At 63.8% G+C, this 22,141-nt stretch carries 20 protein-coding genes and 1 pseudogene; 6 read left to right on the forward strand and 15 right to left on the reverse strand.

Translation table 11 applies throughout. From position 1 onward, the window contains the following. Positions 1-98 precede the first annotated feature (98 nt). The 6 genes from DKB71_RS14015 to DKB71_RS14040 all read right to left on the reverse strand — a co-directional run bounded on the left by DKB71_RS14015 (position 99) and on the right by DKB71_RS14040 (position 7,075). Positions 99-491, reverse strand: a complete 393-nt coding sequence (locus DKB71_RS14015) for a RidA family protein (RefSeq protein ID WP_408600770.1) — start codon at positions 489-491, stop codon at positions 99-101. A gap of 28 nt (positions 492-519) precedes the next feature. Further along, the gene (locus DKB71_RS14020) at positions 520-1,233 is read right to left on the reverse strand and encodes a DUF3726 domain-containing protein (RefSeq protein ID WP_408600771.1); all 714 of its coding nucleotides are present in this window, start codon (positions 1,231-1,233) and stop codon (positions 520-522) included. 1 nt (position 1,234) lies between these two features. Beyond that, positions 1,235-2,950, reverse strand: a complete 1,716-nt coding sequence (locus DKB71_RS14025) for a hypothetical protein (protein ID WP_408600772.1) — start codon at positions 2,948-2,950, stop codon at positions 1,235-1,237. A 23-nt stretch (positions 2,951-2,973) separates the two neighbouring features. Further along, on the reverse strand, positions 2,974-4,527 hold the full coding sequence (locus DKB71_RS14030) for a BCCT family transporter (RefSeq protein WP_274077944.1): 1,554 nt from the start codon (positions 4,525-4,527) through the stop codon (positions 2,974-2,976). A 105-nt stretch (positions 4,528-4,632) separates the two neighbouring features. After that, complete coding sequence (locus tag DKB71_RS14035) at positions 4,633-5,619, reverse strand: dipeptidase (protein ID WP_274077945.1); 987 nt, start codon at positions 5,617-5,619, stop codon at positions 4,633-4,635. Between the two features lie 13 nt (positions 5,620-5,632). Next, on the reverse strand, positions 5,633-7,075 hold the full coding sequence (locus DKB71_RS14040) for an aldehyde dehydrogenase family protein (protein WP_408600773.1): 1,443 nt from the start codon (positions 7,073-7,075) through the stop codon (positions 5,633-5,635). 91 nt (positions 7,076-7,166) lie between these two features. Here DKB71_RS14040 and DKB71_RS14045 point away from each other — a divergent pair, with 91 nt between their 5' ends. Further along, on the forward strand, positions 7,167-8,063 hold the full coding sequence (locus tag DKB71_RS14045) for a LysR family transcriptional regulator (RefSeq protein WP_408600774.1): 897 nt from the start codon (positions 7,167-7,169) through the stop codon (positions 8,061-8,063). 313 nt (positions 8,064-8,376) lie between these two features. Here the strand turns inward: DKB71_RS14045 and DKB71_RS14050 are convergent, their stop codons facing one another. Further along, the gene (locus tag DKB71_RS14050) at positions 8,377-9,165 is read right to left on the reverse strand and encodes an alpha/beta hydrolase (RefSeq protein WP_408600775.1); all 789 of its coding nucleotides are present in this window, start codon (positions 9,163-9,165) and stop codon (positions 8,377-8,379) included. A 52-nt stretch (positions 9,166-9,217) separates the two neighbouring features. Here DKB71_RS14050 and DKB71_RS14055 point away from each other — a divergent pair, with 52 nt between their 5' ends. The 4 genes from DKB71_RS14055 to DKB71_RS14070 all read left to right on the forward strand — a co-directional run bounded on the left by DKB71_RS14055 (position 9,218) and on the right by DKB71_RS14070 (position 12,880). Then, entirely contained in the window at positions 9,218-10,495 is a 1,278-nt protein-coding gene (locus tag DKB71_RS14055) for an NTP/NDP exchange transporter (protein WP_408600776.1), read from the forward strand. After that, a complete protein-coding gene (locus DKB71_RS14060) occupies positions 10,492-11,436 on the forward strand; it encodes an aldo/keto reductase (protein WP_408600777.1) in 945 nt (314 codons plus the stop codon). Before DKB71_RS14055 ends, DKB71_RS14060 begins: the two co-directional genes overlap by 4 nt. Positions 11,437-11,438: 2 nt before the next feature. Then, positions 11,439-12,101, forward strand: a complete 663-nt coding sequence (locus tag DKB71_RS14065) for a hypothetical protein (protein WP_274077951.1) — start codon at positions 11,439-11,441, stop codon at positions 12,099-12,101. A gap of 125 nt (positions 12,102-12,226) precedes the next feature. Continuing rightward, positions 12,227-12,880: a peroxiredoxin gene (locus tag DKB71_RS14070; RefSeq protein ID WP_274077952.1), complete on the forward strand. Its 654-nt coding sequence runs from the start codon at positions 12,227-12,229 to the stop codon at positions 12,878-12,880. 95 nt (positions 12,881-12,975) lie between these two features. Here the strand turns inward: DKB71_RS14070 and yghX are convergent, their stop codons facing one another. From yghX to DKB71_RS14105, 7 genes and pseudogenes are all read right to left on the reverse strand, one after another. After that, complete coding sequence (yghX, locus tag DKB71_RS14075; RefSeq protein ID WP_408600778.1) at positions 12,976-13,863, reverse strand: YghX family hydrolase; 888 nt, start codon at positions 13,861-13,863, stop codon at positions 12,976-12,978. A gap of 31 nt (positions 13,864-13,894) precedes the next feature. Then, positions 13,895-13,978: pseudogene (locus DKB71_RS14080) on the reverse strand (outer membrane lipoprotein carrier protein LolA); the annotation flags it as partial. A 37-nt stretch (positions 13,979-14,015) separates the two neighbouring features. Beyond that, positions 14,016-14,414: a heme-binding protein gene (locus DKB71_RS14085; RefSeq protein ID WP_408600779.1), complete on the reverse strand. Its 399-nt coding sequence runs from the start codon at positions 14,412-14,414 to the stop codon at positions 14,016-14,018. A 19-nt stretch (positions 14,415-14,433) separates the two neighbouring features. Next, positions 14,434-15,654 carry a glycolate oxidase subunit GlcF gene (gene glcF / locus DKB71_RS14090; protein WP_274077955.1) on the reverse strand — a complete coding sequence of 407 codons (1,221 nt, stop codon included), beginning with the start codon at positions 15,652-15,654 and terminating at the stop codon, positions 14,434-14,436. 3 nt (positions 15,655-15,657) lie between these two features. Beyond that, positions 15,658-16,722, reverse strand: a complete 1,065-nt coding sequence (gene glcE / locus DKB71_RS14095) for a glycolate oxidase subunit GlcE (RefSeq protein WP_408600780.1) — start codon at positions 16,720-16,722, stop codon at positions 15,658-15,660. Continuing rightward, complete coding sequence (gene glcD, locus DKB71_RS14100; RefSeq protein WP_406592953.1) at positions 16,722-18,221, reverse strand: glycolate oxidase subunit GlcD; 1,500 nt, start codon at positions 18,219-18,221, stop codon at positions 16,722-16,724. The genes glcE and glcD overlap by 1 nt, the downstream gene beginning before the upstream one ends. 228 nt (positions 18,222-18,449) lie before the next feature. Then, positions 18,450-20,213: an L-lactate permease gene (locus tag DKB71_RS14105; protein WP_323608552.1), complete on the reverse strand. Its 1,764-nt coding sequence runs from the start codon at positions 20,211-20,213 to the stop codon at positions 18,450-18,452. A 164-nt stretch (positions 20,214-20,377) separates the two neighbouring features. Between DKB71_RS14105 and DKB71_RS14110 the strand changes: the two genes are divergently transcribed. Continuing rightward, positions 20,378-20,614, forward strand: a complete 237-nt coding sequence (locus DKB71_RS14110) for a hypothetical protein (protein WP_046818795.1) — start codon at positions 20,378-20,380, stop codon at positions 20,612-20,614. 98 nt (positions 20,615-20,712) lie between these two features. On the opposite strand, the gene DKB71_RS14115 is transcribed toward DKB71_RS14110, so the two are convergent. After that, positions 20,713-22,137, reverse strand: coding sequence for a gamma-aminobutyraldehyde dehydrogenase (locus DKB71_RS14115; protein ID WP_408600781.1), 1,425 nt, complete (start codon positions 22,135-22,137; stop codon positions 20,713-20,715). Positions 22,138-22,141: the final 4 nt, after the last annotated feature.

Genomic DNA, 22,141 nt, shown 5'->3' on the forward strand with positions numbered 1-22,141 from the left:
GAGCTGCCGAAGGCCGCGATCTTTGATCTTGAAAATCAAAAGATCGCAGCCTTCGGCAGCTCACAGGGGAATGCGTTCGCTTGAGACCGGGGCGTTTGTCAGGCCGTCTTAGTCGGCAGGTCAAGGCAGGCGTATACCACCAGCTCCACCAGCATCTCCTCCCGCGCCAACCCCGCCACGACGATGGCGGCGCGATTGGGGTAGGGCGCCTGGAAATACTCGGCGTAGATCCCGTTCACCGTCGCCAGGTAACTGCGATCCGTGACGTAGATCAGCACCTGCGTAACCGCATCGAGCGTGCTGCCGGCGGCCTGCAGGGTGTGGCGCAGATTGTCCAGGGTCTGCCGGGTTTGCGCCTCGATGCCCCCGCTGACCACCTGGCCCTCGCGGTCGATGGGGATTTGTGCGGTGTACAGCGTGCCGTTGCCGACCACCGCCCATTCCAGTGGTGCGCGCGAGGCGAAAAGGTCGGTCTTGATCGCGTGTTTCATTGATTGATTCCTGATGCGTTGCAAGGTTTTATTGGCCATCGCTGCTTTCGCCGGTACCGCGCCGACGGGATTCCTCGGTGCTTTCAACCAGCACCCGCTCGCCAAGTTTCTTCAGCTGGGCCCAGACCTCGTCGTCGACCATCAGCTCCCCGGCAGGCTGCGTGTGAACGGTAGGCACGGCATCCTCGGCACTCAGTCGCGGCAGCAGCATGAAGTGCCGGGAGATCAGCACATTGATGCTTTGCTCGTCGCTCTGCGCCGGTTGCGGCAGGTCATACACCCGCAAGATCGGGCAGGTTTGCCCGGCACTGAACGTGGCGACCAGCTCCTGGCGCGCATCGCGCCAGTACACGCAAAAATTCAGCGACTCGGCCGCGCAGCGCGACAGGTAACCGAGCAGCAGAATGCGGTTATGGCAATGGCGGATGCGGATCAGCGCACTGCCGCCGCGCAAGGCCTTGCCGACACCCAGTTCGACCGCCTGGGCGGCGCAGCGCAGGACACTCTGGCCGTGGGCATCGAGGGTCAGTTGCGCGGCGTCTTCGTAGCAGGTGTCGATGGGGCGATCGACTTCGTCATGCAGGTACGCCAGGGCCTTTTTCAACGCGCCGATGCCATCGAGGCCTTGCAGTTGCAGGCGGGCGATCATTTCGGCGGCGTCGTCGCAGTCACCGGCGGCGAAGCCGAGGCCCTCGAACGCCTTGCGGCAGATCACCTGGATTTCATTGAGCGAGACGCGCATATCAGTGTTCTCCGGCAACGGTGGCCAGTGTCGGCATCACCGCGAAATTCCAGTCATCGGCGAACGGCTGGCCAATCTCACTGACCAGCGGCGCCCCCTGGAACAAGGTGATGCGCACCCAGCGGCTGGACTTGGGGTCAAACTTGCCAGCGCCGAAGAACGCCAGCTTGCAACGCAGCAGGTGGATCGGCAGCATGTTGCGGTCCATCAGGTTGGCGCGAATTTCCCCGAAGGCGCAGCGGGCCATGCCCTGCAACCGGCACACGGTGCCCTTGAACGACGGCTGCGCGAGCAGGAAATGCGCGGTCAATTGCTGCGGATGCTGTTCGCGGTAAGCCAGCAAGGCGCGGTGACACCGCTGGATGTTGTGGGCGATGCCCAGCTGCATTTCCTTTTCCGCGCCAGGTTCCATGGCGCGTTCCCCCAGGCGCGGTTCTTCCTTTTCCGCCGAGCGATACCAGAAGAAGTGATTGGCCTCGGCCCCTTTCAGGTCATAGTCGAGGGCCCAGCGGTAGCGGGTTTCGATCAGGTTGCACAGGGCGTCCAGCGGCATCTCGGCGTTCAGGCGAAAGCCCTCGTTGACCGACATCTGTTCGGCCAGCGGGTCGACCTGTTCGGGGTACAGCTCCAGCAGCAGGCTGACCAGCAATTCCTGGCAACCCAAGCCGGCGTTCAGCTCGGCCCAATCCTGCAAGCGAGACCACAGGTCGGCGCTGACGGGTTGAGCGGCGAACCATGGGCTCAATTGATCGAGGTCGGCCAGGGTCTGCCGGTCGATGCCACTTTGCCGTTGGTCCTCGGTGCTGGTCTGTTGCAGGTGCTGGCGAGCCCGCTGCAACAGCGCCTGGAAACGCTGCACCCGGGGCAGGTCGGCCGGTTGTGCCAAAACCCGCGCCAGTGCGGTTTCCCGGGCACAGACCCATTTGTCGACCAGTTGCGGGTGATTGATCAGGAAGGGCGCCATGCCCAACCCCGTGGAGTTGCCGACCCCCAGGTAACGTTGCAGTTCGATGTCCAGCCCGACCGCTCGTTGCGGATTTCGCGCCAGGGCCATGTGCTCGATCTGCTCGATGCTGAAATGTCGCAGCAGGTACACGGTGAACATCTGCGCGCTGAACGGTTGGGTGAAGTCGGCATTGCCCTGCAGGCAGCTGAAGTCGGCGATGCCGAACTTGCCGTTACCGTACACGGCGGTGGTGCGATACAGGTAGCCGACTTCGGCCAGTTGCCGCGGATCTGGCTGGCAACCTTCGGCCAGCGCCCCGAGGAAGCGCTCGAAGTTGCGCAGGCTGCGGTTGGCCCGTGACAGCACCAGCACCCGTGCATCGAAACGCCCGGCTTCCTGCAACGGCACGTTGCGCCGCAAGTCGCTCAGCTGCTGATCATCGACATCGCCGGCCAGCAGTACGAAGCTGACGTCCCATTGATCGGCGATGACCCGGTCACTGCGCTTTTCCGGCGGCAGGTACATCGAGAAAATCACGCAGTGATAATGGGCACTGGCAGTGTCGATGCGGTAGATCGCGGTGCCGAAACCCTCGGCGTCGAGATCGAAGCGGGTGCGTTCGATGCGCCACTGCTCGTTCATCATTTTGCGCATGCTGCTGCGCACGAAACTCAGGCGGCTCTGGAAGTGACTGCCCAGCCGTTCCAGGTCCATGACCCGGGCGGCAGGGCGCAAGGCCGAAGAGGTGTCTGTGTCGGTGTGCGACATCATTGCGATTCCTGGACTGTTCATCATCAGACTGCCTGTTCGCGCGCCATCTGCCGGGCGATGCGCAGGGCATCCCAGAGCGACGGCAGGATCAGCAGCGAAACCGGTACGGCGGTAATTACGATAAAGGATTGCAGCGCCGTGACCCCGCCCGAGCCGATGGTGATCAGCACCACGGCGGCCAGGCCCATGCCGATCGCCCAGAAGGCGCGCAGCCATGCCTTGGGCTTGTCGTTTGCGGACATGGCCATCGCCACGGTAAAGGCCATGGCGTCGCCATTGGTCGCCACCGAAATGAAGCTCAGGAACAGGAACAGCGCCGAGATCAACCCACCCCATGGCAGGTTCTGGGTCACGCCCAACAGCAGGTCTTCCGGTTGCGCGCCGTGGGCGGTGACGATGCCCGGGGTTTGCAATTCCATGCCGATGCCGGCACCGCCGACAATGGTGAACCAGAACATGGTCACCAGCGGGGCGATGATCGACAGGGTCATGATCACTTCACGGATGGTCCGGCCCCGGGAAATTTTCGCCACATACAGCGCCACCATCGGCGCGTAACCGATGAACCAGCCCCAGTAGAACACTGTCCACCAGTCCAGCCATTTCGGATCGGCACGGAACAGGGTCATCGGGATGAACTGTTCGATGTGCAGGGCAAAGGCCGTGGGGAATCCGCCGAGGATGAACGCGGTGGGCCCGAGCAGCACCATGAACACGGCCAGGCCGATCATCAGCCAGACGTTGATCCCGCTGACGAAGCGGATGCCCTCGAGCCCGACCAGGCAGGAGATGGTGTACATCACCGTGACCAGCACGATGGTGATCGACTGCACCACCAGATCATTGGGAATGCCCCACACCGAGTGCAACGCGCTGCTGATCTGCAGGCCAAGGAAGCCGATCGGGCCGATGGTGCCGGCGACCACGGCGATGATCGAGGTGGCGTCGGCCAGGGTGCCGATCGGCCCCTTGATCGCGCGTTCGCCGAACAGTGGATAGAGCAGGGTGCGCGGTGCCAGGGGCAAACCCTTGTCGTAGTGCAGGTGCATCAACACGATGGCCAGCAGGCTGCCCAATACCGCCCAGGCCAAAAAGCCCCAGTGCACGAATGATTGCGCGAGCGCAGCGTGCCCGGCGGCCTCGGTGTGCGCTTGCACCCCGGCGAACAGCGGTGGCGGGCTGGCGAAGTGCATCATCGGTTCCGCCGCCGCCCAGAAGGCACCGCCACCGGCGAGCAGGGCGCACATGATCACCGCGATCCAGTTGAAGGTGCTGGTGTCGGGGCGCTGATCAACGCCGCCGAGCCTGACGCGCCCGCACTTGCTGAAGCAGATGAACAGGCTCATGGCAAAGGTCGCCAGCATCAGGACCTGCCAGTACAGGCCGAAGAATTTCGTCGACCAGGCGAACAGCGTGTTGACCAGCAGCGACACACCCTCGATGTCGACCAGCGCGGCGATCAGGAAGGCGCCAAGGAACCCGCCACTGATCAGGAACAGCGGCCAGTCGATGTCTTTTTTCGGCGTCGTGGCTGCCGGCGCCTGGCCGTCAGCTTGCAGTGCGGTTGTGGTTTTCATGATGCCTCCAAAATACGCGCCAAGGGCTGCGCATCGCCGGTCGGGGAGATGAACGGGAGGTTATTGTTGTTATTTTTCATGCTGTCCTCACGGTTTGGATCGGGGTCAGTTTTGCGCGGTGGTCGCGTTTTCCAGCAGGCGCAACCAGTTGAGTCCCATGATGTTGCGTACCTCGTCCTCGGCGAAGCCACGGTCGCGCAGGCCCTGGGCGATGACCGGAAAATCCCGGCTGTCGCGGAACCATTGCAGCGGTGACGGCCAGTGGGCGTTGTCCTTCGAGCCTTCGCCGTAGTCCTTGTCCTTGCTCCAGCGCCCGTTGCGCATCCATTCGAGCACTTGCAGGGGTTGTTGCTGGCACAGGTCGGTACCGATGCCGATGTGCTCCACGCCCATCAGTTCGGCCGTGCTGGCGACCATGTCGCAGAACGATTCCAGGCTGCAGCCCGACGCCCCCTTGAGGTGGAACGGGTAGGTGCTGAAACCGAGCAGGCCGCCGGATTCGGCAATCCCCCGCAGCACGGCGTTGGACTTGTTGCGCTTGGCGGCATGGAAGCTCGACGGGTTGGCGTGGGAGACGATCACCGGCCGGCTCGACAGTTCGATGGCTTCCAGGGTGCTGCGTTCGGCGCTGTGGGACATGTCGATGAGCATGCCGACGCGGTTCATCTCGCGGATGACCTGGCGGCCGAAGCGGCTGATGCCGTTGTCTTCGGTTTCATAACAGCCGCTGGCCAGCAGGCTCTGGTTGTTATAGGTCAGCTGCATGATCAACACGCCGAGCTGACGGAAGACCTCGACCAGGCTGATGTCGTCTTCGATGGGCGAGCAGTTCTGGAAGCCGAAGAAAATCCCGACGCGGCCTTCCTGATGCGCCAGGCGAATGTCCGAGGCCTCGCGCACCGGACGGATCAGCTCGGGCCAGGTTTCGAAACGGCGGTTCCATTCGCCGATGCGCGACAGGGTTTCCCGGGCGTTTTCGTGATAGGCGATGGTGGCGTGGACCGCGCTCAGGCCGCCGGCCTGCATCTGGCGGAAGATCTCTTCGTTCCAGTTGGAGTACTGCAGGCCATCGATCATCAATAAGTCGTGCATGGTGATCTCCCGTTCAAGGTCGCACGTAGGTGGTCTTGACCACGGTGTAGAACTCGCGGGCGTATTGCCCTTGCTCGCGCGGGCCGAAGCTGGAGGCTTTGCGGCCGCCGAACGGTACGTGGTAATCGGTGCCGGCGGTGGGCAGGTTGACCATCACGCACCCGGTACGGGCGCGGCGCTTGAAGTCACTGGCATGACGCAGGGACTGGGTGATGATCCCGGCGGTCAGGCCGTATTCGGTGTCGTTCAACACCGCCAGGGCTTGCTCGAAGTCGCTCACGCGGATCACGCAGGCAATCGGCCCGAACACTTCTTCGCGGTTGATGCGCATCTGGTTGGTGGTATTGATGAACAGCGCGGGGCGCATGTAGTGCCCGGCCGGTTCCAGGGCGAGCAACTCGCCGCCTTCGACCAGGGTCGCGCCGTCTTCCTTGGCCAGGTGCAGGTAATGAAGGTTCTGTTCCAGTTGCCGGGCCTCGGCGACCGGGCCGATCTGCACACCTTTTTCAAGGGCATGGCCGACCTTCAACTGGCGCATGCGCGCGACCAATGCCTCGACAAAAAGGTCATGGATGCCGTCGCAGACGATCAGGCGCGATGAGGCGGTGCATTTTTGCCCGGTACCGAAGAAAGCACCGTTCAGTGCGCATTCCACGGCGATGTCGAGGTCGGCATCGTCGAGCACCACCAGGGCATTCTTGCTGCCCATCTCCAGTTGGCAGCGCACCAGGTTGCCGGCGGTGGCGACCGCGACGCGGCGGCCGGTCTGCAGTGAGCCGGTGAACGTCAGCGCATCGATATCGGCCGACTGGATCAGGCTTTCGCCGACCACGCTGCCGCTGCCCATCACCAGGTTGAAGGTGCCCGGGGGCAGGGGCTGGCGGCTGATGATTTCGGTCAGCGCCCAGGCGCTGGCAGGCACCAGGTTGGCCGGCTTGAACACCACGGCGTTACCGAAGGCCAGGGCCGGGGCGATCTTCCACGCGGCGGTGGCCATGGGGAAGTTCCACGGGGTGATGATGCCGACCACGCCCACTGGTTCGCGATGGACTTCGATGTCGATTCCCGGGCGAACCGAGGCAGCCGTCTCGCCCATCTGGCGCAACACTTCGGCGGCGTAGTAGTGGAAGAATTGCGCGCTGCGATGGACTTCGCCAATGCCTTCGGCCAGTGGCTTGCCTTCTTCGCGTGAGAGCAGTTCGCCGAGTTCTTCCTTGCGCACCATCAGCTCGTTGCCGATGGCCATGAGGATTTGCTGGCGCTGTTCCAGGCCGCTGGCCGCCCATTGCGGCTGGGCGTCACGGGCGGCCGCGATGGCGTCCAGGGTCTGTTCGGCGCTGGCCTGATGGTAGTGCCCGATCAGGTCTTCGACGTCCGAAGGGCTGTGGTTGGCGACGAGATCCGGGCCTTCGCACCAATTGCCGCCAATGTAGTTTTTGCAGGGTTGCAGTGCCATGGGAACCTCCGATTGCGTTGGTCCCATCTTGAGAGTATTACTCTGCAAATAAAAATTAATAATAAATATGAAATGATAAGGAAAACTAACCGTGTTGCCCGAGCTGAAGATCACTCAACTGCGCTATTTCGTGCTGGTCGCCCAGCTGAAAAGCTTCCACGGCGCGGCCCGGCAGGCTTATCGCACGCAACCGGCGTTGTCGTTGGCGGTGCGCGAGCTGGAGCAGAAGCTCGGCCAGCCGCTGTTCGAAAAGGGCGGGAAAACCGAGCTGACGCCGTTTGGCGCCCACTGTTTGCCGCTGTTCCAGGATTTGCTCGCCCATCACGATCGCATCGCCCGGGAAGTCAGCCTGTTGGCGCGGCACGAAATCGGTCAGGTGAGCATCGCCACGGTGCCATCGGTGGCCAGCCGCTTGCTGCCGCACCTGCTCGCACGGTTTGTCAGCGAGCATCCGAAAATGCAGATCAGCATCCAGGACGGCAACGCCGACAGCGTGCAGCAGCTATTGGTCCAGGGGCAGGTGGACTTCGCCATCAGCAGCGTATGGGTGGCGGATGACAACATCGAGTTCGTGCCGATCCTCAGCGACCGCGTCGGGGTGGTCTGCCGGCATGATCATCCGCTGGTGGTCAACGGCGGGGCGCTGCACTGGTCCAGCCTGCAAGCCTATCCGCTGGTACGCAACGGCACCTCGCGCCTGCTGGCGGGCACGGAGGCGGAGGGCTTGCTCGACAGCAGCCTGCTGTTCGTCTCCAACATGATTTCCCTGATCGCGATGCTCGAGCAGGGCATCGGCATCACCACGCTGCCGTCCCTGGCGTTTCCCCAGGGCAACGAGCAGCTTGTATTTTTACCCTTGGCGGAGCCCAGGGTCGAACGCCAGATCGGCATCCTGTGCCGCAAGGGCCACAGCCTGTCGCCGGCTGCGGCCGAGTTGATGGGGTTTCTCAAGGCGCAGATGCAGATGAGCGAGCTGCAAGATCAGTGACCTTCCAGAAGGCGACCTTAAGTACTGCATTGACCGTTCGGGCCCCTTCGCTGGCAAGCCAGCTCCTACAATGGTTTGCGCAGGGCGTTGGTCCGTGGTCGCCGCGGACCTGTAGGAGCCGGCTTGCCGGCGAAGGCGTCCTTGAACATTGCGCTGGCCTTTCGGGACTCTTCGCTGGCAAGCCAGCTCCTACAATGTTTTGCGCAGGGGTTTGGTCCGTGGTCGCCGCGGACCTGTAGGAGCCGGCTTGCCGGCGAAGGCGTCCTTGAATATTGCGCTGGCCTTTCGGGCCTCATCGCTTGCAAGCCAGCGCCTACAAACCATCCTCCAGCGCCTCGAGGTATTCGGGGCTGTTGCTGATCGAATTGTGCCCGGTGCCCGCAATTACCTGCAGCGTTGCCACGCCCGCGGGGAAATGGCTGTAGAGGCGCCGGGTGCTTGCGCCTGGAATCACTTCGTCGTGTTCGGCGGCGATCAGGCGGGTCGGCACTGTGATGTGTTCGGCGTAACGCCAGGATTCGTATTTATCCTTCAATAGCCACTTCACCGGCAGCCAGCGGAACTGGCGCTCGGCCAGTTCCTCCAGGCTGTTGTACGGCGTGATCAGCAGCAGTTTCGCCGCCGGCCGAGAACTGGCCAGGCGCACCGCGACCCCCGAACCCAGGCTGCGTCCGACCACGGCAATCTGCGGGTGGTCGGCATAGACCTTGTCGAACAGGGCCATGGCATCGCGGGCAATCGCCTCTTCCGAAGGTGACCCGGAGCTGCCGCCGTAGCCACGGTAATGCAGCAGATACAGGGCATGGTCGGGGAAGGCCCGGGCGAAGTCCGGCAGGCTGCGCGAGACGTCCTCGGCATTGCCACCGAAGTAGATCAGTGCCTTGGGGCCGTCATGCGCGCGCACCGACACCAGCACCTGCGCCTCGTCCACGGGCAAGGTCAGCAGCGTGTCGGGTGAGTCGACGGCGCGGGGTTGCGGGTAGTAGATGAGCGCGCGCTGAAAGACGAACAGGGCCGCGCAGAGCGCCAGGTACAGCGCAGCGGCGATTACGACGAGGAACACCAGGGTACGGGACATTCGGCTAACGTTAGTGGGCGGCATTGACGGCTCCGGGTTGCTGTCAGAGTGTAGCTGGCGGTAAAGGAGGGCACCGATGCCCATCGCGCTCAAGTGGCTCAACGTAAAGCCTGCGGAAAGAGCGGCCCTGGCCCTGGGCTTCGCTTTCCATTTCTGCGTGCTGGCCAGCTATTACCTGGTACGGCCGTTGCGCGATGCCCTGGGCCTCGAAGGCGGCGTCGACCGGTTGCAGTGGTTGTTCACCGCCACGTTCGTGGTGATGCTGCTGATGGTGCCGGTGTTTGGCGCGCTGGCGTCGCGGCTGCCGGCCACGCGCTTCGTGCCGTTGATCTACCGCACGATTGCCGTGTCGATGCTGGTGTTTGGCCTGTTGATCGGCAACCGCGTCGCGCCGGTGACGGTCGGCCAGGTGTTTTTTGTCTGGATCAGCCTCTACAACCTGTTCATCGTCTCGATTTTCTGGAGCGTGCTGGTCGATCGCTTCTCCAGCGAGCAAGGCCGACGGCTGTTTGGCTGCATCGCGGCCGGCGGCACCCTTGGCACCTTCATCGGGCCCTTGCTGGCGGCGACCATGGCCACTCGTCTGGGCCCGCTGGCGTTGACCGTCGCCGCGGCGCTGCTGCTGGAGCTGGCGGTGCGTTGCTATCGGGGGCTGCTGGCAAGGACGCAAGCGCAGGCGGGTCATCACCTTTTGGACGAACGGCGCCTGGGCGGCAGCATGCTCGCCGGGATCACTCTCATCCTGCGTTCGCCGTATCTGTTGGGGCTGGTGGCCTTCATGCTGCTGCACACCAGCGCTGCGACTTTGTTGTATTTCGAGCAGGGACGGATCGTCACTGGCAGCTACGCTGATGTAGGCAGCAGGACGCAATTCTTCGCCCTGGTCGATTTGCTGGTGTCGGCGCTGACCCTGATCTGCCAGTTGCTGCTGACGGCGCCGTTGATTCGTCTGCTGGGCATCGGCGGCGCGCTGCTGGTCATGCCCCTGGCGACCGTCGTGGCGTTTAGCGTCATGGCCCTGGCGCCGGTGCCGGCCAGCGTGGCCCTGGCCCAGGGGCTGCGCCGCGCGGTGGAGTTCGGCATCGTGAGGCCGGCGCGTGAAGTGCTGTGGACGGTGGTCAGCCGGGAAGAGAAGTACAAGGCCAAGAACGTGATCGAAACCCTGGTCTATCGTGGAGGTGATGCCGCCAGTGGCTGGTTGTCGGCCGGGTTGACAGCCCTGGGCGCAGGCTTCGGCCTGGTCGCGCTGGCGGTCGTGCCGTTCGCGGGCGTATGGGGCGGGTTGTGCCTGTGGCTGGCCAGGCGCCAGGCGCGAATGGCCGACGCAGCACCACCGGGGAGGGAAACATCATGAGCCATGGGCAAGGTTTTACCCGCAGGCAAATACTCACGCTGGCTGCCGCCGCATCGGCGGTCTTCACGCTCGGCCCGAGCGGCGCGTCAACCTCGCCAGCGGCGGGAACAGGAGGCAAGACCATGATGACCCGCGTCATTCCTTCCAGCAAAGAGCCATTGCCCGCCGTCGGCCTGGGCACCTATCGTGGTTTCGACGTGGCGCCTTCGGACCCTGCCTACCGCAGCTTGCCCGCGGTGCTTGACGCGTTGTTCGAAAAGGGCGGCAAGGTCATCGACAGCTCGCCGATGTACGGCCGCGCCGAGCAGACCACCGGCGAACTGTTGTCGATTCACGAGCCACGCTCGCCGGCATTCCTGGCGACCAAGGTGTGGACCCGGGGCCGCGAAGAAGGCATCGCGCAGATGGAGCAATCCTTCAAGCTGCTGCAGACCGATCGTATCGACCTGATGCAGATCCACAACCTGCTGGATTGGCAAACCCATCTGCCGACCCTGCGCGAGTGGAAGGAGGCAGGTCGCATTCGCTACATCGGTATCAGCCATTACACCGCGTCGGCCTATGACGAAGTGGAGGCGCTGCTCAAGGCCGAGCCACTGGATTTTTTGCAGATCAACTATGCGCTGGATGATCGCGCGGTGGAGAAGCGCATCCTGCCGTTGTGCCGCGACCGCGGCGTCGCGGTGATCTGCAACCGGCCGTTCGGCGGCGGTGGCCTGATCGCGCGGTTGCAGGGCAAACCCTTGCCCGGGTGGGCCGCACAAGTCGGGGTCAAGACCTGGCCGCCTTTGGCACTCAAATTCCTCTTGTCACATTCCGCGGTGACCTGCGTCATCCCTGGCACCGGCAACCCGCGCTACATGGCGGAAAACGCCAGCGCCGGTTTCGGCCCGATGCTGACCGATGCACAACGTCATCAACTGATCGCCCTGGTGGGGTAACCATGCACGAAAACGCTCAACAGAAACGCGCCCGCGTACTCGATCCGGTCGACCGGGTCACCGAAGTGATTTTCGGCCTGCTCATGGCCATGACGTTCACTGGAACGATCAGTGTGGCCACCGCCAATCAGGAGGAAGAACGCACGATGATGATCGCCGCGCTGGGCTGCAACCTGGCGTGGGGCCTGGCGGACGCGGTGATGTATCTGCTGCGCACGGTCATCGAGCGCACGCGCAACCGCAACTTGTTCAGCGGTTTGCGCGAGGGTCGCGATGCCAGCGCTGGCCAGGCGCTGATCGCCGATGCGCTGCCGCCACGGATTGCCCTGGCCGCCGGCGCCGAAGGCCTGGAAGCGTTACGCCAGCGCCTGATCCAGGCACCCGCCACGCCGCTGCAGCCGGCGCTGGGCCTGGATGACTTCAAGGGCGCGCTGGGCGTGTTCCTGTTGGTAGTGGTGGCGACCTTCCCGTTGGTGGTGCCTTTCCTGCTCCTCGATCAGACGGCGCTGGCGGTGCGCTTGTCCAACGCCATCGGCATCCTGGTGCTGTTCCTGGCGGGCTGGATCCTCGCCCGCTACGCCGGTGCCAGGCCGTGGCAGGGCGGGGTTGCCCTGGCCGTCCTCGGCGCCGCGCTGATCGCCGCGATCATTGCGCTGGGCGGCTGATCGATCGGCAATCGTCTCCTATACTGAGTCGCGTCAACAGGCAAGGCACCCATTTTCAATGCCGTCGCTAACGCTCACCCGTGCTGCGACAGCGTCCCCTGACCATCACTGCAAGGAGATCGAACATGGCAATCCGCATAGGCGATGAAGCGCCGGATTTCACGGCACAAACCACCGAAGGCACGCTCAACTTCCACCAATGGATCGGTGATGGCTGGGCCATCCTGTTTTCGCATCCCAAGGATTTCACCCCGGTGTGCACCACCGAACTGGGTTACCTGGCCAAACTCAAGCCGGAGTTCGACAAGCGCAACACCAAGATCCTCGGCCTGAGCATCGACCCGGTCAGTGATCACGAGAAATGGGTGGGTGACATCGAAGAAACCCAGGGCAGTGCCGTCAACTACCCGCTGATCGGCGACGAAAACCTGGTCGTGGCCAAGCTCTACGACATGATCCACCCCAATGCCAGCGGCGGCACGCGCACCGCGGTGGACAATGCCACGGTTCGCTCGGTGTTCCTGGTCGGCCCGGACAAGAAGATCAAGGCGATGCTGATCTACCCGATGAGCGCCGGGCGTAATTTCGATGAAGTGCTGCGTTTGCTTGACTCGTTGCAGCTCAACGCCAAGCACACCGTTGCCACGCCGGTGAACTGGCGGCCGGGGGAAGACGTGATCATTCCGACGTCGGTGTCCGACGAGGATGCGAAGAAGAAATACCCGGACGGCTTCAAGACCCTGAAACCGTATCTGCGCACGGTGGCGCAACCGAAATAACCCCGGCCCTTGTGGGAGCTGGCCTGCCGGCGATGGCGTCCGTGAGATCGCCTTCGCCGGCAAGCCGGGCTCCTACAAGGGAGGGTGGCTCCGGCTTACCCCAGGTATTTGCGAAACCACCCCAACGTCCGCTCCCACGCCAGCTTCGCTGCCGCCTCGTCATAGCGCGGCGTGGAGTCGTTGTGAAAACCGTGATTGGCGCCGGGATAGATGTACGCTTCGTAGGTCTTGCCCCCGGCCTTCAACGCCTGTTCATAGGCGGGCCAGCCTTCGTTGATGCGCGTATCCAGCTCACCGTAGTGCAGCATCACCGGCGCCTTGATCCGCGGTACATCCTTGGCGTCCGCTTGCCGACCGTAGAACGACACCGCGGCGCCCAGTTCCGGGTAGGCCACGGCGGCCGCATTGGTGACTCCACCGCCATAACAGAAACCGGTGATGCCGACTTTGCCACTGGCGTCGGGGTGTTTCATCATCCACTCGACGGCGGCAAAGAAGTCATTCATGAGCTTTTGCGGGTCGACCTTCTCCTGCAGCGCACGGCCCTTGTCGTCGTTGCCGGGGTAGCCGCCCACCGAGCTCAGGCCATCCGGGGCGAGGGCGACGAAACCGGCCTTGGCCAGGCGTCGCGCGACGTCTTCGATGTAAGGGTTGAGCCCACGGTTTTCATGCACGACCACCACCGCAGGGGGCTTGCCGGCGGCTTTTGCCGGACGCACCAGATAGCCGCGAACCTGCCCGTGGCCCTTGGGTGAGGGATATTCGACGTACTCGGCAATGATGTCCGGGTCGGTGAATTCGACCTGTTCGGCCAGGGCGTAATCCGGGCTCAGGGACGCCAGCAGTGCACTGGCGGTCAAGCCACCCAGGGTGAACAACGCGGCGCGGTCGAGAAACTCGCGCCGGTTGATCAGGCCATGGGCGTAGTAATCGTAGAGTTCCAACAGCTGTGGGGAAAAGTCTTTTGCAGTGAGACGGGTCATATAGGCGCTTCCTCTTCATCCAATAGAACGCGAACCTTGTAGGAGCGAGCTTGCTCGCGAAAAACCTGAGAGCACCGCGGGCTGTCAGGCTCCCCGCGTCATCGTTGACCTCCATCGCGAGCAAGCTCGCTCCTACAGGGGGGCATGCCAAATTACAAACTCTGCGCCCCGGCCTTCGCCACCTGCGCATCCTGCTCGGCCTTGACCCCGGACACCCCGACCGCACCGACCACCTGGCCGTCGATCGTGATCGGCACCCCGCCTTCCAGTGAGGTCAGCAGCGGGGCCGAGAGAAAGGCCGTGCGCCCGCCATTGACCATCTCTTCATAGCCTTTGGATTCCCGCCGCCCCAGGGCCGAGGTGCGGGCTTTTTCGGTGGCGATGTAGGCACTGATGGGCGAGGCGCCATCGAGGCGTTCGAGGGCCAGGGGATGACCGCCGTCGTCGACCACCACAATGGTCACTGGCCATTGATTGTCCTGGGCTTCGGTGCGGGCGGCGGCGAGTATCCGGCTGACTTCGGCCTGGCTCAGGACGGCTTTGCTGTTCATGGGCATTCTCCACTGGGCGCTATTGGGACAGGGCGGCTTCGACCAGTTCGATCCAGTGCCGGACGGGGGTACGGCCCGCGCCGTCGAGGTGCGACTGACAGCCTATGTTGGCGGTGACGATGACTTCGGGGTAGCCGCTTTCCAGGGCATTCATCTTGTTGTCGCGCAGTTGGCGGGCCAGTTCCGGCTGGGTCAGCGAATAGGTGCCCGCCGAACCGCAGCACAAATGGCCGTCCGGTACTGTGGTGAGGTTGAAGCCCAGACGCATCAGTACCTTTTCGACCGCGCCACCGAGTTTTTGCGCGTGCTGCAAGGTGCACGGGCAATGGAAGGCAACGCGATGGGCGTTGTGGATGCCCAGCTGTTCCAGCGGTTCGGCGCGCAACACCTCCACCAGGTCCTTGGCCAGCGCGCTGACCTTCCTGGCCTTGTCGGCATAGACCGGGTCGCGTTCCAGCAGATGCCCGTAATCCTTGATGAACGCGCCGCAACCGCTGGCCGTTTGCACGATGGCCTCGGCGCCTTGTTCAATGCCCGGCCACCAGGCATCGATGTTGTGCCGGGCGCGATCGAGGCCGGCGGCCTGGGCGTCCAGGTGATAGTCCACGGCGCCGCAACAGCCGGCCTCGCGGGCCGGCATGACGCTGATGCCCAGGCGGTCCAGGACCCTGGCGGCGGCCACGTTGGTATTGGGCGACAGGCCGGGCTGCACGCAACCTTCGAGCATCAGCACCTGGCGGGCATGGCGCACGGCGGGGCGCTGCTTGGTCACCGGCAGGTTGCGCGGCAGTTTGCTTTGCAGCGCGCCGGGCAGTAGCGCGCGAAACACCTGGCCGCTGTTGACCAGGCGCTTGAACAGGTCCGGATGCGGCACCAGCGTGCGCAGCCCTTCGCGCAACAGACGCTGACCGAGCGGACGCGGTACCGCCGCATCGACCACGGCCCGGCCGATGTCCAGCAAGTTGTGGTAATCGACCCCCGAAGGGCAGGTGGTTTCGCAGTTGCGGCATGACAGGCAGCGATCCAGGTGCTGCTGGGTCTTCTGCGTCACCTCGTTGCCTTCCAGCACCTGCTTGATCAGGTAGATGCGCCCGCGCGGGCCATCCAGCTCATCGCCGAGTAACTGATAGGTCGGACAGGTGGCGTTGCAGAAACCGCAATGCACACAGGTGCGCAGGATGCTGTCGGCTTCCTCGGCGCGGGGTAATTGGCGGGCGCGTTCGCTCAAGGTGGTCTGCATGATTCATAACTCCGCGTACAGACGTCCGGGGTTGAAGATGCCCTGGGGGTCGAGTTGCTGCTTGAGGCTCTTGTGGTAGCGCATCAATGCGTCGGGCAGCGGCTGGAAGGGCGTGTCCGTGAGCCCGTGGCTGTAGCAGGTGACGTGCCCGCCAGCCTCTTCGACGACCTGGCGAATGAACTTTGCCTCGGCGTCGGACTTGAGCCAGCGCTGGGCGCCGCCCCAGTCGATCAATTGCCGGCCGGGCAGGGACAGCCGTGGCGTGTTGTTGGGCACGGACAGGCGCCACAGGGGCTGGTCTTCATCGAAGAAGGCCAGGCGTTGTTCGTTGAGATCGGCCCAATACGAAGCGTCGAGCAACTCGCCGCCCAGGCGGTCATGGGCCGCCGCCACCGAACCTTCGCCACCCTCCAACCGCAGATGCAGGCGTTCACCGTCATGACACGCAGCGCTGATCGGCAGCGGTTGCTGGCCCCATTCCGCCAGGCGCAGCAGGGCATGCTCGGCGTTCATTTGCAGGCTGATGCTCAGGGCCTGCCGAGGCTTGGGCAACACCTTGAGCGAGACCTCGGTGATCAGGCCGAGGATGCCGTAACTGCCGGCCATCAGGCGCGACAGGTCGTAACCGGCGACGTTTTTCATGACCTCGCCACCAAAATGCAGGTGCTTGCCCAGGCCTGTGATCACCCGCGTGCCCAGGACGAAATCCCTGACCGACCCCGACCACGGCCGACGCGGCCCCGACAGCCCGCAGGCGATCATGCCGCCGACGGTGGCATCGTCGCCAAAGGAGGGCGGTTCGCAGGGCAACATCTGCTGCGCGGCGTCCAGCACCTTCGCCAGTTCCGCCAGTGGCGTGCCGCAGCGCACAGTGATTACAAGCTCCGTCGGGTCGTAGCTGACAATGCCCCGGTGCGATCGAGTATCGAGTATTTCGCCTGCTGTGACGCGCCCGAGGAACGCCTTGGTATTGGCCCCCTGGATGCGCAGCGGCGTGGCGTTCGCCAACGCCTGGTTGACCTGCTCCTGCAGCGCGCTGCTGTCATCGAGATCGGCCGGTGCCTGCATCAGAAGCGCTCCAGGTCAGGGAAGGGCAGTTGGCCTGCGTGCACATGCATGGCGCCAAACTCGGCGCAGCGGTGCAGGGTCGGTATGTTCTTGCCAGGATTGAGCAGGCCGCCGGGGTCGAACGCCGCCTTGACCGCGTGGAACAGGGTCAGCTCATCGCTGTTGAACTGCGCGCACATCTGGTTGATCTTTTCCCGGCCGACGCCGTGCTCACCGGTAATGCTGCCGCCGACCTTCACGCACAGTTCGAGGATCTTGCCGCCCAGGGCTTCGGCGCGATCCAGTTCGCCAGGCGTATTGGCATCGAACAGGATCAGCGGGTGCATGTTGCCGTCGCCGGCATGGAACACGTTGGCCACCCGCAGGCCGTACTCGGCCGAAAGGCTGGCGATGGCCTTGAGCACACCGGGCAGCTCGCGGCGCGGGATGGTGCCGTCCATGCAGTAGTAATCCGGCGACAATCGGCCCACCGCCGGAAAGGCGTTCTTGCGCCCGGCCCAGAAGCGCACGCGCTCGGCCTCGTCCTTGGCCTGGCGCACTTCGGTGGCGCCGGCCTGTTGCAACACCTGGCGCACGCGGTCGCAATCGTCACGCACGTCGGCTTCGACGCCGTCGAGTTCGCACAAAAGGATGGCTTCGGCCTCCACCGGGTAACCGGCGTGGATGAAGTCCTCGGCGGCGCGGATGGCCAGGTTGTCCATCATCTCCAGGCCACCGGGAATGATGCCGGCGGCAATGATGTCGCCGACGGCGCGGCCGGCTTTTTCCACGGAGTCGAACGCCGCCAGCAGTACCTTGGCCGACTGCGGTTTGGGCAGCAGCTTGACCGTGACCTCGGTGATCACCCCGAGCATGCCTTCGGAGCCGGTGAACAAGGCCAGCAGGTCCAGACCGGGCGAGTCCAGGGCGTCGGAGCCCAGGGTCAGGTGTTCGCCGTCGACGGTGAGGATGTCCACCTTGAGCAGGTTATGCACGGTCAGGCCGTATTTCAGGCAATGCACGCCGCCGGCGTTTTCGGCGACGTTACCGCCGATGGAGCAGGCAATTTGCGAAGAAGGGTCGGGGGCGTAGTACAGGTCGAACGGTGCGGCGGCCTGGGAAATCGCCAGGTTGCGCACCCCAGGTTGAACCCTGGCGGTGCGGGCGGCGGGGTCGATCTGCAGGATCTGGTTGAAGCGGGCCATTACCAGCAGCACGCCTTTTTCCAGGGGCAACGCGCCGCCGGACAGCCCGGTGCCGGCGCCCCGGGCGACGACCGCTACCCGGCGCTCATGACATAAGCGCAACACGCCCTGGACCTGGGCAATGTCCCGCGGCAGCACCACCAGCATCGGTGTAGTGCGGTAGGCGCTGAGCCCGTCGCATTCGTACGGCTTGAGCTCTTCCTGCTGGTGCAGGATCTCCAGATCGGGCAACTGCGTGCGCAAGGCCTGCAACAGCGCGCTCTTGTCGACCTCTGGCAACGCGCCATCAACGCGTTCATCGTAAAGAATGTTCATAGTCGTTTTACGATACTCCGTTCATGAAAGCCCGGGCCAGTGCCCGTATTGCTGCTCACTGTAGGAGCGAGCTTGCTCGCGATGAACTCAAGAGCGCCGCGTTTAGCCCGCAAACACGCGTTATCGTTGACGACCATCGCGAGCAAGCTCGCTCCTACAGTGGACAGCATTAGGGCCAGTGCCCGGGATTTTCAACAGAGTTGCGCGAGCAACCCGGGCCTGTGCCGATCAGTGGCCGCCCACCACCATATGACTGAACGGCGCGACATAGGCCTGCAATGTCACCAGGCCACCGACCAGGATCGCCAGGACGATCGAGTGGAAAAACACATAACGCAGGATTTCCCCTTCATGGCCATACCAGCGGGTTGCGGTGGAGGCGACCACGATCGACTGGGCGTCGACCATCTTGCCCATCACCCCGCCGGAACTGTTGGCGGCGGCCATCAACACCGGGCTGAGCCCCAGTTGCTCGGCGGTCACCTTCTGCAAGCCGCCGAACAGCACGTTGGACGCGGTGTCCGAGCCGGTCAGGGCCACGCCGAGCCAGCCCAGCAGGGTGCCGAACATCGGATAGAAAATCCCGGTCGCGGCAAAGGCCAGGCCCATGGTCGCGTCCAGCCCCGAGTAGCGGGTGAGGAACCCCAGGGCCAGCATCGCGGTAATGGTGATCAACGAGTAGCGCACCACCCACAGTGTTCGCAGGTATTGGTGAATCAGTTGCGGGATGGAGTAGCCCATCAACAGCCCGCCGAGGATCGCCGACAGCAGGATGCCGGTGCCGGTACTGGTGAACCAGGTGAACTTGTAGATCGCTTCTTCGGTTTTCGGCGCAGGCACCACGGGCGGAACCTTTTCGATCTGCTGGTGAATCGTGGTGAAGGTCAGGGTCGGGGCGAAAATCGGGTTGGCCTCGCGCAGCGGTTTACCCTGGGGATCCAGTTTCGCCGTGCTGGTGGCCGGATCGATCGCGGGGCGGGTGTCGAACATGTTCTTGAAGCCCTGGGTGCCCCAGGCGAACACGAAGACGGTGAGGATGATCCACGGCATCCAGGCGCGCATCACCGCGGGCTTGGCGTCGCTGGCAAAGGCTGCGCTGGCGACCGGTTTTTCGTCGTGTTCCTCGGCGATCGCCGAGTTGTCGACGCGCCCGGACAGGGCGGCGGAGGTGTGCACCGTGGCCGGTTTCCACACTTTCAGGAATCCTGTCAGGCAGGCCATGGAAATCAGCGCGGCGATCACGTCCACCAGCATCGGCCCGTGATAGTTGGACACGACGAACTGCGGAACGGCAAAACTGATCCCGGTCACCAGGATCGCCGGCCAGATTTCCAGCATCTTGCGCCAGCCGGCAAAGGCCCAGATCAGCCAGAACGGCACGATCACCGAGAAGAATGGAAGTTGTCGACCTACCATCATCGACAGCTCCATTTCATCCAGCCCTGTGACCTTGGCCAGGGTGATGATAGGCGTGCCCAGGGCACCGAAGGCCACGGGGGCGGTGTTGGCGATCAGCGCCAGGCCCGAGGCGGCCAGCGGTGAGAAGCCCAGGCCAATGAGGATCGCCCCGGTCACCGCCACCGGTGTACCGAACCCCGCCGCGCCCTCGAAAAAGGCACCGAAGCAGAAGGCGATCAGCAGCAATTGCAGACGGCGGTCGTCGGTGATCCGCGCGAGGGAGTCCTGCAGCACTTTGAACGAGCCGTTCTCGGTCGTCAGCCGGTGCAGGAAAATGATGTTCAACACAATCCAGCCGATCGGCAGCAAACCGTTGGCGGCCCCGTACAGCGCGGCCGACCCGGCCATGCCAGCGGGCATGCCGAAGGCGAAAATCGCGATCACCAGGGCCGAGGCCAGGGCCATCAGTGCCGCCAGGTGTGCCTTGACATGGAAGAACGCCAGGGCTGCGAGCATCACCACCACCGGCACGGCGGCCATGAGGGTTGAAAGCACCGGGTTGTTGAACGGATCGTAGAGTTGCTGCCAGACCATGTTCCACCTCTGCTTTTTATTGTTGGACGTGCAGCCCCTTGGGGGGGAGGTGGCCTGTAGTATAGGTGGCATTGCGCCGCTGTCAGGGCGTGTTTACCGGCGCTGTGCAGGCGCCTGAGCTAGCATTGCCGATAGGTCCAAACTGCCACGGGAGGAAAACCGCAATGACTGAGCGCCATCTGGAGCACAAGGAGACGCTTTCGAACGGATGCAGCATCAAGGTCAAGGCCGAGATACTGAAGGACGGCTCCCTGGGCATGTTCATCGGAGTCTACCGACCGGATGGCACGGCCATCGACGAAAACCACGATCCCAAGCCGCATATGCTGGACATGGAAGCGGCGATGGACTGGGGGATCGACATTGCCAAGGGGATTGGCAATAGCCAGAGGACGCTTTAGCGCAAGGCTGGGGATTTGCGGTGATGCCATCGCCAGCAGGCTGGCTCCCACAGGGAAATGCATTCCAAATTGTGGGAGCCAGCCTGCTGGCGATGGTTTTAGTGCTTGAACATCACATGCCGCACAACGGTGTAGTCCTCCAGCCCATACATCGACATGTCCTTGCCATACCCGGACAGCTTCTGCCCGCCATGGGGCATTTCGCTGACCAGCATGAAGTGCGTATTCACCCAGGTGCAGCCGTACTGCAAGCGCGCCGACAGGCGATGCGCACGACCGACGTCGGCGGTCCATACCGATGACGCCAGGCCGTAGTCCGAGTCGTTGGCCCAGCCCAGCACCTGCGCCTCATCGGTGAATCTGGTCACCGACACCACCGGCCCGAACACTTCGCGCCGCACGATTTCGTCGTCCTGCTGAGCATCGGCCAACACCGTCGGTTCGAAGAAGAAACCGTTGCCGTCCACCGCTTTACCGCCGGTGATCAGGCGGATGTGCGGCTGCGCCACGGCGCGCTCGACGAAGCCGGCCACGCGGTCGCGGTGCTGCGCGGTGATCAGCGGGCCGAGCTCGGTCGCCGGATCGTCCTGCAAGCCGTACTTGATACTGCTGACCGCCGCGCCGAGTTTTTCCACGAATTTGTCGTAGATGCCTTCCTGGGCATAGATGCGGCAGGCGGCGGTGCAGTCCTGGCCGGCGTTGTAGAAACCGAAGGTGCGGATGCCTTCCACGGCGGCGTCGATGTCGGCGTCGTCGAAGATGATCACCGGGGCCTTGCCGCCCAGTTCCATGTGCATGCGCTTGACGCTGTCGGCGGTGCTGGAAATGATGTTCGAGCCGGTGGCGATCGAGCCGGTCAGCGACACCATGCGCACTTTCGGGTGGGTGACCAGCGGGCTGCCGACCGTGGGACCACGGCCAAACACCAGGTTGAGCACGCCAGCGGGGAAGATTTCCGACGCCAGTTGCGCCAGGCGCAGGGCGGTCAACGGCGTCTGTTCCGATGGCTTGAGCACCACCGTGTTGCCGGCGGCGAGGGCCGGGGCGATTTTCCAGGCGACCATCATCAGCGGGTAGTTCCACGGCGCGATGGAGGCGATCACCCCCACCGGGTCGCGGCGGATCATCGAGGTGTGGCCAGGCAGGTATTCGCCACCGGCCGAGCCGCTCATGCAGCGGCTGGCGCCGGCAAAAAAGCGGAACACGTCGGCAATCGCCGGGATCTCGTCGTTGAGCGCGGCGCTGTAGGGCTTGCCGCAGTTGTCCGATTCCAGCTTGGCCAGCTCTTCGCCGTGGGCCTCGATGGCGTCGGCGAGTTTGAGCAGCAGCAGCGAACGTTCCTTGGGCGGGGTCTGCGACCAGCCATCGAACGCGGCATCGGCGGCGCGCACGGCGGCATCGACCTGGGCTTCGCTGGCTTCGTTGATTTCCACCAGCACGCGCCCCAGCGCCGGGTTGAACACCGGTTGGGCGGGGCCTTCGCCGTTGATGAGTTGGCCGTTGATCAAGAGTTGGGTTTGCATGGTT

The organism is Pseudomonas sp. PLMAX (assembly GCF_046042685.1).
GTDB classification, from domain to species: Bacteria; Pseudomonadota; Gammaproteobacteria; order Pseudomonadales; family Pseudomonadaceae; genus Aquipseudomonas; species Aquipseudomonas putida_AE.